Genomic DNA, 12763 nt, shown 5'->3' with positions numbered 1-12763 from the left:
CAGGACGCCGCGGCGCTGCGCGGCGCGCGCCTGCGCGACGTGCCGCGCCTGCCTGGCCTGTACGCGGCCCTTGCATATGGCTCGCGCGGCCTCACATGGGCCGCACTGGGCGCCGAACTGCTGGCCAGCCAGATCGACGGGGAGCCGTTGCCGCTGGAGCTGGAGCTGGCCGAGGCCGTCGATCCGGCGCGGCTGCTGGTGCGCGCCCTGCGGCAGGGGCTGGCGGGGGACGCGGGCGGGTCCGCGCCAGCCGCCTCCGGACCCGGTTCCGAGTCCGTTCCCGGCTAAAAACTGCCGGAAGCGAACGAAAACCGTGCGATAATCCCCGTTTTCCGTTTGCGCGGGGCCTGTGCCCGGAAGCTCCGGGGCGTGGTTTCCAGCGCATGCCGGCAAGCTTGCGGACAGGACTTCGCACTGGCACCGGCGCTCGCCGCCGCGCATTGCCCCGCTTCATGCCGGGCGCGCGGGCGGGGTGCGCTTACGAACACAACAACATCTCTGGATTGGATCAACGACCATGTCGAATGTCATTGAAAACCTTGGCAAACTGGACCGCAAGGTGACCCTGGCCATTCCCAAGGCCGAAGTCGAAAAGGAAAAGCAGGATCGTCTGGTTCGCCTGTCGAAGACGGTGAAGATGTCCGGTTTCCGTCCCGGCAAGGTGCCGATGAAGATGGTCGAGAAGCAGTACGGCCAGCAAGTCGAGTTCGAAGTGCGCTACGACAAGGCTGCCCGCAAGTTCTTCGACATCACCAAGGAACAGGACGTCAAGGTCGCCGGCCAGCCGCGCTTCGAAGTCAAGACCGAAGGCGTGGGCGAGGACGAAGTGGCGTTCGACGCCACCTTCGAGGTGTACCCGGAAGTCAAGCTGGGTGACCTGGCCACGGCCGAAGTGACCCGCACCAAGACCGAAATCACCGATGCCGAAGTCGACAAGACCATCGACATCCTGCGCAAGCAGCGCGTGCACTACCACACCCGCGGCGAAGCCGGCGAGCACGGCGACGGCGGCGGCGAAGCGGCTGCCCAGAACGGCGACCGCGTCACGCTGGACTTCGTCGGCAAGATCGACGACGTCGAATTCCCCGGCGGCAAGGCGGACGACTTCGCCTTCGTGCTGGGCGAAGGCCGCATGCTGCCCGAGTTCGAGCAGGCCGCCCTGGGCCTGAAGGTCGGCGAAAGCAAGAGCTTCCCGCTGACCTTCCCCGCCGACTACCACGGCAAGGAAGTGGCCGGCAAGACCGCCGAGTTCACCGTCACGCTCAAGAAGATCGAGTGGGCGCACCTGCCGGAAGTCAACGACGAGTTCGCCAAGTCGCTCGGCATCGCCGACGGCAGCGTCGAGAAGATGCGCGCCGACATCCGCGAGAACCTCGAGCGCGAAGTCAAGCGCCGTACCCACGCCATGCTGAAGGACCAGGTGATGGACGCGCTGCTCAAGGCCAGCGAGCTGGACGTGCCCAAGGCACTGGTCGAGCAGGACCAGGAGCGCCTGGTCGAGATGGCCCGCCGCGACCTGGAACAGCGCGGCATGCCGAACGCCAAGGACATGCCGATTCCGGCCGAGATGTTCACCCAGCAGGCCGAGCGCCGCGTCAAGCTGGGCCTGATCCTGGCCGAGATCGTCAAGGCCCACGGCCTGGACGCCAAGGCCGACCAGATCAAGGCCGAGATCGAGGACTTCGCCAAGAGCTACGAGGACCCGAAGGAAGTCATGCGCTGGTACTACGGCGACCAGCAGCGCCTGGCCGAGATGGAGGCCTACGTGCTCGAAAACAACGTGGTAAATTTCGTGTGCGACAAGGCCAAGGTCACCGACAAGACGGTGTCCTTCGAGGAACTGACTGCCGAAGGCAACCAGCCCCAGCAGGCCTGAGCCTGGCCAGTCCGGCGCGCCGTTTCCTGATGGCGGCGCCGGCCGCGGCCTCGCTTCTCGCCGCCTTGTCTCTCACCGAACTCCAGGAGAACTTGCATGACCCGCAATGATTTGCTTGACCGTCTGGCCACCACGCAGGCCTCCGCCCTGGAAACGCAGGGACTCGGGCTGGTGCCGATGGTGGTCGAGCAGTCCGGTCGGGGCGAGCGCGCCTATGACATCTACTCGCGCCTGCTGAAGGAGCGCGTGATCTTCATGGTGGGCGAAGTCAACGACCAGACCGCTAACCTGGTGGTGGCACAGCTGCTGTTCCTGGAGAGCGAAAATCCCGACAAGGACGTCTCGCTCTACATCAACTCGCCGGGCGGCTCGGTGTCGGCGGGCCTCGCCATCTACGACACCATGCAGTTCGTCAAGCCGGACGTATCCACGCTGTGCATGGGCATGGCCGCCAGCATGGGCGCGTTCCTGCTGGCAGCCGGCGCCAAGGGCAAGCGTTCGGCGCTGCCGAACTCGCGCATCATGATCCACCAGCCGCTCGGCGGCGCGCGCGGCCAGGCCTCGGACATCGAGATCCAGGCCCGCGAGATCCTGTACCTGCGCGAGCGCCTGAACGGCATCCTGTCGGAAGTCACCGGCCAGCCGGTCGAGAAGATTGCCCGCGATACCGATCGCGACAACTTCATGAGCGGCGACCAGGCGGTGGACTATGGCCTGATCGACAAGGTCATCGCCCGCCGTAGCTGAAAACGCCACCCCGGAACCTGCGGGTTCCGGGGCCGGCGCGGATTGAAGAAGGCTATGCAGAAACGAGGCCTGGCGCCTCGTTTTTTGCTTTTGCCCCACAGCGTAGGGGTTCCACCGCCGCGCCAATTGTTTTGGCGTATGATGCGTTTGAAGCGTATCCCCGCAGCGCCTTGGCCCTGCGGCACGCACACTGCTAATGTGACTGATTCCTATGGCGGATAAAAAAGGTTCATCCAGCGAGAAGCTCCTTTACTGCTCGTTCTGCGGCAAGAGCCAGCACGAGGTAAAGAAGCTCATCGCCGGCCCGTCGGTGTTCATTTGCGACGAATGCATCGACCTGTGCAACGAGATCATCCGCGACGAGGCAGCGGCATCCGACAAGGATGCCGGCGCCACGGCCAAGTCCGATCTCCCCACGCCGCACGAGATCCGCGAAAGCCTCGATCAGTACGTGATCGGGCAGGAACAGGCCAAGAAGATCCTGGCCGTGGCGGTGTACAACCACTACAAGCGCCTCAAGCACCTCGGCAAGAAGGACGACGTCGAGTTGTCCAAGAGCAACATCCTGCTGATCGGGCCGACCGGCTCGGGCAAGACGCTGCTCGCGCAGACGCTGGCGCGCCTGCTCAACGTGCCGTTCGTGATCGCCGACGCCACCACGCTGACCGAAGCCGGCTACGTCGGCGAGGACGTGGAAAACATCATCCAGAAGTTGCTGCAGAACTGCAACTACGAGGTGGAGAAGGCACAGCGCGGCATCGTCTACATCGATGAGATCGACAAGATCTCGCGCAAGTCGGACAACCCGTCCATCACCCGCGACGTGTCGGGCGAGGGCGTGCAGCAGGCCCTGCTCAAGCTGATCGAGGGCACGATGGCCTCGGTGCCGCCGCAGGGCGGGCGCAAGCATCCGAACCAGGACTTCCTGCAGGTCGACACGACCAACATCCTGTTCATCTGCGGCGGCGCGTTCGATGGCCTGGAAAAGGTCATCATGCAGCGCTCGGACAAGACCGGCATCGGTTTTGCCGCGCAGGTGCAGAGCAAGGAAGAGCGCGACGCCAGCGAAGTGCTGCCGCAGACCGAGCCGGAAGACCTGATCAAGTTCGGCCTGATCCCGGAACTGATCGGCCGCCTGCCGGTGGTCGCCACGCTGGCCAAGCTCGACGAGGCCGCGCTGATGCAGATCCTGGTCGAGCCCAAGAACGCGCTGGTCAAGCAATACCAGAAGCTGCTGGCGATGGAAGGCGTGGAGCTGGAAATCCGCCCGGCCGCGCTGTCCGCGATCGCGCGCAAGGCCATCCGCCGCAAGACCGGCGCGCGCGGCCTGCGTTCGATTCTCGAACAGTCGCTGATGGACGTGATGTACGACCTGCCGAACTACAAGGGTGTGCAGAAGGTGGTGATCGACGAGAACACCATCACCGGGGATGCCCCGCCGCTGCTGATGTACGAGGACCAGCCCAAGGTGGCCGGTTCGAACTGACGGCGAACGCCGGCGCTTTGTGTTTGATCGAGGCCGGCAGCGAGACCGAAAGGCCGCTCGCAAAAAGCGAGCGGCTTTTTTTCTTCATTTTCGTAAAACGAAGGGGAGGAAACGGGGGTATGCTGTTTGGACGGGTCCTGCAAGTGCGGAAACCGGCATTTGCATGGGGTCATGAATCGTTGGCGAAGCGTGTCTTGCAATCGATTCATGCGGCCCAATTTACGCCTAAATGACTGACTGGGGAAAATGATGTCCGGAACACAACTCCTCCCGGCTGAGCCGATTCGCCTGCCACTGTTGCCGCTGCGCGACGTGGTGGTGTTTCCGCACATGGTGATCCCACTGTTCGTGGGACGTCCGAAGTCCATCAAGGCGCTTGAAACTGCGATGGAGTCGGGCAAGAGCATCATGCTTGTAGCCCAGAAGACGGCGGCCAAGGATGAGCCGACCGCCGACGACCTCTACGAGGTGGGCTGCATCGCCAATATCCTGCAGATGCTCAAGCTGCCCGACGGCACCGTCAAGGTGCTGGTCGAAGGCACGCAGCGCGCGAATATCCGCGAAGTGAGCGAAGACGACTCGCACTTCATGTGCGAAGCCGTGCCCGTGCCGCCGGGCCCGGTCGAGACCGCCGAGACGGAGGCGCTGCGCCGCGCCATCGTGTCGCAGTTCGACCAGTACGTGAAGCTCAACAAGAAGATCCCGCCCGAGATCCTGACCTCGCTGTCGGGCATCGACGAGCCCGGCCGCCTGGCCGACACCATCGCCGCGCACCTGCCGATCAAGCTCGAGCAGAAGCAGAAGATCCTCGAGATGGTGAACGTCACCGAGCGCCTCGAGAGCCTGCTGTCACAGCTCGAGGGCGAGATCGACATCCTGCAGGTCGAAAAGCGCATCCGCGGCCGCGTCAAGCGCCAGATGGAGAAGAGCCAGCGCGAGTACTACCTGAACGAGCAGGTCAAGGCCATCCAGAAGGAACTGGGCGAGGGCGAAGAGGGCGCCGACCTGGAAGAGCTCGACAAGCGCATCAAGGCCGCGCGCATGCCGAAGGAAGCCAAGAAGAAGGCCGACGCCGAATTCAAGAAGCTCAAGCTGATGTCGCCGATGTCGGCCGAAGCCACCGTCGTGCGCAACTACATCGACACGCTGGTCAACCTGCCGTGGCGCAAGAAGAGCAAGGTCAACAACGACCTCACCAACGCCGAGCGCGTGCTCGACGAAGACCACTATGGCCTGGAGAAGGTCAAGGAACGCATTCTCGAGTACCTCGCGGTGCAACAGCGCGTGGACAAGGTGAAGGCGCCGATCCTGTGCCTGGTCGGGCCTCCCGGCGTGGGCAAGACCTCGCTCGGGCAGTCGGTGGCGCGCGCCACGAACCGCAAGTTCGTGCGCATGGCGCTGGGCGGCGTGCGCGACGAGGCCGAGATCCGCGGCCACCGCAGGACCTACATCGGCTCGATGCCGGGCAAGATCCTGCAGAGCCTGTCCAAGGTCGGCGTGCGCAATCCGCTCTTCCTGCTCGACGAAATCGACAAGATGGGCATGGACTTCCGCGGTGATCCTTCGTCGGCGCTGCTCGAGGTGCTGGACCCGGAACAGAACCACACGTTCCAGGACCACTACATCGAAGTGGACTTCGACCTGTCCGACGTGATGTTCGTGGCGACCTCGAACTCGCTGAACATTCCGCCGCCGCTGCTGGACCGCATGGAAGTGATCCGCCTCTCCGGCTACACCGAAGAGGAAAAGGTCAACATCGCCCAGCGCTACCTGCTGCCCAAGCAGATCAAGAACAATGGTCTGAAGGCAGGCGAGATCGAAGTCAGCGAGGAAGCGCTGCGCGACATCATCCGCTACTACACGCGGGAAGCGGGCGTGCGCTCGCTCGAGCGTGAAGTGTCGAAGATCGCGCGCAAGGTGGTGAAGCTGCTGCTGCTCAAGAAGGAATCGGGCACGGTCAAGGTGGCCTCGGACAACCTGGACAAGTTCCTCGGCGTGCGCAAGTACGACTTCGGCCTGGCCGGCAAGGAAAACCAGGTCGGCCAGGTGACTGGCCTGGCGTGGACCGAGGTGGGCGGCGACCTGCTGACCATCGAAGCCGCGATCATGCCGGGCAAGGGCAACATCACGCGCACCGGCTCGCTCGGCGACGTGATGAAGGAGTCGGTCGAGGCGGCCCGCTCGGTGGTGCGCTCGCGCGCCCGCCGCCTGGGCATCCCGGACGAGATGTTCGAGAAGCGCGACATCCACATCCACGTGCCCGAAGGCGCCACGCCCAAGGACGGTCCTTCGGCCGGCGGCGCCATGACCACGGCGCTGGTGTCGGTGCTGACGGGCATCCCGGTGCGCGCCGACGTGGCCATGACCGGCGAGATCACGCTGCGCGGCGAAGTGCTGCCGATCGGCGGCCTCAAGGAGAAGCTGCTGGCGGCCCATCGCGGCGGCATCAAGCTGGTGCTGATCCCCGAGGAGAACGTGAAGGATCTGGCCGAGATCCCGGACAACGTCAAGAACGCCATCGAGATCATCCCGGTGCGCTGGATCGACAAGGTCCTGGAACTGGCGCTCGAGCGCAAGCCCGAGCCGCTGCCCGAGGAAGTGGCCAAGCCCGCCGACGTGGCGGACAAGGCCGCGGCCAAGGTCGAGATGATCCATCACTGACATCGCAGGGGCCCGCTGTCCGGGGCCCCGCCGCATGACGGCAGCACGAGACGCCGCGGGTTTTGCCCGCGGCGTTTTTCATTGCGCGAAGACATCGCGCAGGTCGGCGCGCACGACCATCGCGTGGGGTTGCGCGGGGTTGCGCAGGGTTGTTTACGGGGGCTTTCACGCGGCCCGTACGCGGCTTTTGCGCCGCCCGATGCGGCCATGAAGAATGCTTGGCAAAACGGCGACGCCTGTATTACACTTGCGGCCTCGCAACGCAAACAGCAGTAAGTGCTCTGATATGTGCGCGGCGATACATGCAGATTCGCGGTACGAGCGGGTGCTTAGCTCAGTTGGTAGAGCGGCGCCCTTACAAGGCGTAGGTCGGGGGTTCGAGCCCCTCAGCACCCACCACGCTCGGTGCCTCGGACACCTCGCCGTCTCTCGCCTCTTCGGTCTCGTCACGACGAAGAACAGCGCGCAAGAGCACGGCCGCACTGAATCCAGGAGTGGTAGTTCAGTTGGTTAGAATACCGGCCTGTCACGCCGGGGGTCGCGGGTTCGAGCCCCGTCCACTCCGCCAAACAAGCAGTGAGCAGAACGTCAGCAGAACGGGCCCTTAGCGGCCCGTTCTGCTTTGCGGCGTCCGCCGGCTTTCCCCGTTCCCGGGCGGATCCGCGCGCAACCGCGCAATGGCGGGCCGTAAATCGCGTGAAGCGTGCCGCTCCTGATAGAATCCCGGAGTTTGCCGTTCGTACCAACCCTTCTCCTGAGTCCGCATGCTTGATTTCGTACGCAACAACCGCCGCTTGATGCTTCTGCTGCTGCTGGTGCTTGTCTTCCCGTCGTTCGTATTCTTCGGCGTGGAAAGCTACTCGCGCTTCATGGACAGCTCGCACGACGCAGCCAAGGTCGACGGCCGCGCGATCACCACGCAGGAAGTCGACAACGTCGTGCGCGACCAGAGCGAGCGCATGCGCCAGGTGCTCGGCCCCAACTATGACCCGCGCCAGTTCGAAGGCGCGCAGGCCCGCCAGCAGGTGCTCGACCAGCTCATCCTGCAGCGCGTGGTGGCCAACGACGTCGCCAACAAGCATCTGACGGTGTCCGACGTGGCGCTCCAGCAAGCCATCTACAGCATCCCGGCGATCGCCAGCCTGCCCAAGCAGGCCGACGGCCGCCTCGAGCCCAAGCCCTATCTCGAACTGCTGGCGCAGCAGGGCCTCACGCCCGAGCAGCTCGAGGCGCGCATGCGCTTCGACCTCGCCACGCAGCAGCTCGGCGGCTCGATCGGCGCCACGGCCTTCGTGCCCAAGTCGCTGCTCGACCGCCTGATCGCCATCCGCGACCAGCAGCGCGACGTGCAGGTGCTGCAGTTCAAGCCGGCCGATTTCGCCGCCAAGGTCACGCCCGACGAAGCCGCGCTGAAGGCGTACTACGAAAGCCACAAGACGCAGTTCGCCGTGCCCGAGCAGGCCAAGGTCGAATACCTGGTGCTGTCGGCCGACGCGCTGGCCGCCTCGACGCCGGTCACGCCCGAGGAGCTCAAGTCCTACTACGACAGCAACATCGCGCGCTTTCGCACCGACGAGCAGCGCCGCGCCAGCCATATCCTGATCGCCTCGCCCAAGGACGCGCCGGCGGCGGACCGCAAGGCCGCCCAGGAAAAGGCGGCCAAGCTGCTGGAAGACCTGCGCAAGCATCCGGAAACCTTCGCCGACGTGGCGCGCAAGGAATCGAAGGATCCGGGCTCGGCGGAGAAGGGCGGCGACCTCGGCTTCATGGGCCGCGGCGCGTTGGTCAAGCCGTTCGAGGACGCCATGTTCTCGCTCAAGGACGGCCAGCTCAGCGATGTGGTGGAAACCGACTACGGCTACCACATCATCAAGCTCACCGGCATCAAGCCGGCCGAGACCAAGCCGCTCGACCAGGTCCGCACCGACCTCGAAGCCGAACTGCGCAAGCAGCTTGCCGCCAAGAAGTTCACCGAACTGGCCGACGCGTTCGGCAACACGGTCTATGAGCAGTCCGACAGCCTCAAGTCCGCCGCCGACAAGTTCAAGCTGACCATCCAGACCGCCGACGGCGTGACGCGCGAGCCGAACCCGGCGCTGGGCGCGCAGAACCCGCTCAACAACGACAAGCTGCTCAAGGCGCTGTTCAGCGAGGACTCGCTCAAGAACAAGCGCAACACCGAAGCCGTGCAGGTCGCGCCCAACATGCTGGTGGCGGCGCGCATCGTCGACTACCGCCCGGCCACCACGCGCAAGTTCGAAGACGTGCAGGCCAAGGTGCGCGAAGGCTACATCGCGCAGCAGGCCGCCGAGCTGGCCGACAAGGAAGGCGCGGCGCGCCTGGAAGCGCTCAAGAAGAGCGGCGCCGCCGAAGGCTTCGGCCCGGTGCTCACGGTGTCGCGCGCCAAGCCCGAGAACCTGCCGCCCAAGGCGCTGGAAGCCGTGATGCGCGCCGACGTCGCCAAGCTGCCCGCGCTGGTCGGCGTCGACCTCGGCGCGGACGGTTATGCCATCTATCGCATCGCCAAGGTCAGTCAGCCCGCGCAGGTGGACCCCGCGCAGCGCCAGGGCGAGGCCCAGCAGCTGGCGCAGATGGCCGGCCAGACCGAGCTCGAAGCGTTCTATGACAGCCTGAAGGCGGCAGCGAAGGTGAAGGTGCTCAAGCCCGTCGCCGCGGCCGCGAGCGAGGCCGCCGCGCAGTAAGGATTGCCGGCCGGCGTCTTCGCACGCCACTGGTTTGCTCCCCTCTCCCGCGTGCGGGAGAGGGGAGCAAACCGGCAGCAAGACGACCCATCGGCACAAAGCCGGAGGCGCCCCAGCGGGCGCCTCTTTTTCATTCCGGCAGTCGTATGCCCTAGCGCTCGGCGGCGCGCGCCGCCGGCGCCTTCAGCAGCGGCCTGAGCTGCGGCCACACCGTATCGAGCAGCGTGCCCTGCGCCTGCGCCGTGGGATGCATGCGGTCCTGCTGGAACCAGTCCGGCCGGGCGATGACCCCTTCGAGCAGGAACGGCACCAGCCGCGTCTTGTACTCGCCGGCCAGCTTCGGGTAGAGCGCGAAAAAGCGTTCCGTGTAGTCCGGCCCGTAGTTGGGCGGGATGCGCATGCCGACCAGCAGTACGCCGGCCCGGGCCTGCTGCGCGCCGGTGACGATGCTGCGCAGGTTGGCCTCGGTGGTCTGCAGCGGCAGGCCGCGCAGCGCATCGTTGGCGCCGAGCTCCACGATCACCACGGCGGGGTGGTGGCGCGCCAGCAGGTCGGGCAGGCGGGTCTTGCCGCCCACGGTGGTCTCGCCGCTGATGCTGGCGTTCACGACGCTATAATCGAGGCGCTCGGCGCGTAGCCGGGCTTCCATCAGCTTGACCCAGCCCGCGTCGCGCGAGATGCCATACTCCGCGGACAGGCTGTCGCCCAGCACCAGGATGGCCGGCGCCGAGGCCGCCGCCGCCGTCAAGGGCAGCAGCGTGGCCGCACACAGCGCCAGCCCCAGCTTGCGCCAACCGCACCAGAACTTCTTGCTCATGTCTTCTTCCATTCTTGCAGTCGAGTCATTAGGAAAGACCGTAGCCGACACGACCGGTTCGCTGACGATTCTGCATGACGTCACGTTTTCCGTCACGCGCGGCGAAACGCTGGCCATCGTGGGAGCCTCCGGCTCGGGCAAGTCGACGCTGCTGGGCCTGCTGGCCGGCCTCGATCTGCCCACCACGGGCACGGTCCGGCTCAACGGCCAGGACCTGTTCCAGCTCGACGAGGACCAGCGCGCGGCGCAGCGCGGCCGCCACGTCGGCTTCGTGTTCCAGTCGTTCCAGCTGGTCGGCCACCTGACCGCGCTGGAGAACGTGATGCTGCCGCTGGAGCTGCGCGGCGAGACCGAAGGCGTGCGCGAACGCGCGGCCGACATGCTGGCGCGCGTCGGCCTGGGCGGGCGTCTTTCGCATTATCCGCGCACGCTGTCCGGCGGCGAGCAGCAGCGCGTGGCGCTGGCGCGCGCGTTCGTGGCGCGCCCGGACATCCTGTTCGCCGACGAGCCCACCGGCAGCCTCGACACCGCCACCGGCGAGGCCGTGATCGCGCTGATGTTCGAACTCAACCGCGATGCCGGCTCGACCCTGGTGCTGGTCACGCACGACCGCTCGGTGGCGGCGCGCTGCGGGCGCGTCCTGACCATCGAGGCCGGGCGCGTGGCCAGCGACGAGTTGATGGCGGCGCCGGTCTGAGCCGGCGGCGAACGAGACGCGCGGGAGGTCCGGGAAGTCCGGGAGGAGGCGGGAAAACTAGGCCATGCCCAGCGCGGCGCGCGCGCGGGCGATCAGGCCGCTGGTGGAGGCGTCGTGCGGCGCCGGCGCGGCCACCGCGCCGGTCAGCTCGGCTTCGATCGGCTTGGCCAGGATCTTGCCCAGCTCCACGCCCCACTGGTCGAACGAATTGATGTTCCACACCACGCCCTGCACGAAGGTGCGGTGCTCGTACAGAGCGATCAGCGCGCCGAGCGCATGCGGCGTGATGTCTTCCATCAGCAGCGTGTTGCTGGGCCGGTTGCCTTCGAACACCATATGCGCGATGCGCACCTCGTCGGTCATGCCGGCGGCGCGCAGCTCGTCGGCGCTGCGCCCGCGCATCAGCGCCTCGCCCTGCGCGAAGCAGTTGGCCAGCAGCTTGGCATGGTGGCCGGGCAGTTCGCGCGGCGGCCGCAGCGGCGCCACGAAATCCACCGGCACGATCTGCGAGCCCTGGTGGATCAGCTGGAAATACGCATGCTGGCCGTTGGTGCCGGCCGAGCCCCACACCACCGGCGCGGTATGCGCGCGCACCGGGCGGCCGTCGAGCTGGACCGACTTGCCGTTGCTCTCCATCTCCAGTTGCTGGAGGAAGGCGGGAAACAGTTCCAGCGAGGTCGAGTAGGGCGCCATGCAGCTGGTCGGCATGCCGAAGAAATCGCGGTACCAGATGCCGATCATGGCCAGCACCACCGGCATGTTGCGCGCCAGCGGCGCGCCGGCGAAATGCTCGTCCATCGCGCGGCCGCCGGCCAGCAGGTCGGCGAAGGCATCGTAGCCGACCGCCAGCGCGATCGACAGGCCCACCGAGGACCACAGCGAGAAGCGCCCGCCGATCCAGTCCCAGAATTCGAACATGTGCGCCGGGTCGATGCCGAACGCGCGCACCGCCTCCACGTTGGTCGACACCGCGGCGAAGTGGCTGGCCAGTTGCGCCTGGCTCACGCCGCGCGACAGGAACCACGCGCGCGCGCTGTTGGCGTTGGCCATCGTCTCGAGCGTGGTGAAGGTCTTGGAGCAGACGATCACCAGGGTCTGCTCCGGGTCCAGCCGCGCCAGCGTCTCGGCCAGCTCGGTGCCGTCCACGTTGGAGACGAAATGCATGCGCGGCCCGCCGTCGGCCAGGTGCGACAGCGCCCGGCACACCATGCGCGGGCCCAGGTCCGAGCCGCCGATGCCGATGTTGATGACGTCGGTGATGCGCTTGCCGGTGGCGCCGGTCCACTCGCCGCCGCGCACCCGTTCGGAAAACACGCGCATGCGCTCGAGCACGGCATGGATCGCCGGCGTCACCGGCTTGCCGTCCACCTCGAAGGTGGTGCCGGGGCAGGCGCGCAGCGCGATGTGCAGCACCGCGCGGTCCTCGGTGGCGTTGATGTGGTCGCCGGCGAACATGGCGTCGCGGCGGCGGGCCACGCCGGCCTCGTCGGCCAGTTGCATCAGCAGCGCGAAGGTCTGCGGCGTGATGCGGTTCTTGGCGTAGTCGAGGTACAGGCCGGCGGCTTCCAGTGAGAATTGCGCGGCACGCTGGCTGGCATCGTCGGCATCGAACCAGTCGCGCATGGGGGTGTCGCGGATGGTCTCGTGGTGTTGCAGGAGGGAGCGCCAGGCGTGGAAATCAGTGGGCATGCGTGCGGAATTCTCTGGAGATTCTTTGATATGCAGTACGGAAACCGGCCGGCGGCGCCGCGCATGAAGTATAGCGCCGCCACATGAC

At 66.2% G+C, this 12763-nt stretch carries 9 protein-coding genes, 2 tRNA genes and 1 pseudogene; 10 read left to right on the top strand and 2 right to left on the bottom strand.

Annotated elements, in window-relative coordinates; translation table 11 throughout:
- The 9 genes and pseudogenes from K206_RS0117575 to K206_RS0117540 form a co-directional block, all read left to right on the top strand.
- A pseudogene (locus tag K206_RS0117575) lies at positions 1–288 on the top strand (hypothetical protein); the annotation flags it as partial.
- Between the two features lie 229 nt (positions 289–517).
- Positions 518–1876, top strand: a complete 1359-nt coding sequence (gene tig / locus K206_RS0117570; protein WP_020203706.1) for a trigger factor — start codon at positions 518–520, stop codon at positions 1874–1876.
- Between the two features lie 96 nt (positions 1877–1972).
- A complete protein-coding gene (gene clpP, locus K206_RS0117565) occupies positions 1973–2623 on the top strand; it encodes an ATP-dependent Clp endopeptidase proteolytic subunit ClpP (RefSeq protein WP_020203705.1) in 651 nt (216 codons plus the stop codon).
- A gap of 211 nt (positions 2624–2834) precedes the next feature.
- Positions 2835–4109, top strand: coding sequence for an ATP-dependent Clp protease ATP-binding subunit ClpX (gene clpX, locus K206_RS0117560; RefSeq protein ID WP_020203704.1), 1275 nt, complete (start codon positions 2835–2837; stop codon positions 4107–4109).
- A gap of 249 nt (positions 4110–4358) precedes the next feature.
- Positions 4359–6770, top strand: a complete 2412-nt coding sequence (lon, locus tag K206_RS0117555) for an endopeptidase La (RefSeq protein WP_029043756.1) — start codon at positions 4359–4361, stop codon at positions 6768–6770.
- An 81-nt stretch (positions 6771–6851) separates the two neighbouring features.
- On the top strand, positions 6852–7046 hold the full coding sequence (locus tag K206_RS42940; RefSeq protein ID WP_155888115.1) for a hypothetical protein: 195 nt from the start codon (positions 6852–6854) through the stop codon (positions 7044–7046).
- A 47-nt stretch (positions 7047–7093) separates the two neighbouring features.
- Positions 7094–7169 (top strand) — tRNA-Val (locus K206_RS0117550).
- A gap of 92 nt (positions 7170–7261) precedes the next feature.
- Positions 7262–7338: transfer RNA gene (locus tag K206_RS0117545), tRNA-Asp, on the top strand.
- 196 nt (positions 7339–7534) lie between these two features.
- Entirely contained in the window at positions 7535–9472 is a 1938-nt protein-coding gene (locus tag K206_RS0117540) for a SurA N-terminal domain-containing protein (RefSeq protein ID WP_020203702.1), read from the top strand.
- A gap of 151 nt (positions 9473–9623) precedes the next feature.
- Here K206_RS0117540 and K206_RS0117535 read toward each other — a convergent pair whose 3' ends face one another.
- Positions 9624–10289, bottom strand: a complete 666-nt coding sequence (locus K206_RS0117535) for an arylesterase (protein WP_020203701.1) — start codon at positions 10287–10289, stop codon at positions 9624–9626.
- Here K206_RS0117535 and K206_RS0117530 point away from each other — a divergent pair.
- On the top strand, positions 10288–10986 hold the full coding sequence (locus tag K206_RS0117530) for an ABC transporter ATP-binding protein (RefSeq protein WP_029043755.1): 699 nt from the start codon (positions 10288–10290) through the stop codon (positions 10984–10986). The genes K206_RS0117535 and K206_RS0117530 overlap by 2 nt on opposite strands.
- 57 nt (positions 10987–11043) lie before the next feature.
- Here the strand turns inward: K206_RS0117530 and pgi are convergent, their stop codons facing one another.
- The gene (gene pgi / locus K206_RS0117525) at positions 11044–12675 is read right to left on the bottom strand and encodes a glucose-6-phosphate isomerase (RefSeq protein ID WP_020203699.1); all 1632 of its coding nucleotides are present in this window, start codon (positions 12673–12675) and stop codon (positions 11044–11046) included.
- Between the last annotated feature and the right edge of the window lie 88 nt (positions 12676–12763).

Origin of the sequence: Cupriavidus sp. WS, from assembly GCF_000395345.1 — a bacterium.
In the GTDB taxonomy this organism is placed as follows: Bacteria; Pseudomonadota; Gammaproteobacteria; order Burkholderiales; family Burkholderiaceae; genus Cupriavidus; species Cupriavidus basilensis_B.
Note: the sequence above shows the minus strand (reverse complement) of the source record. Positions and strands in the feature narration are given on the sequence as shown.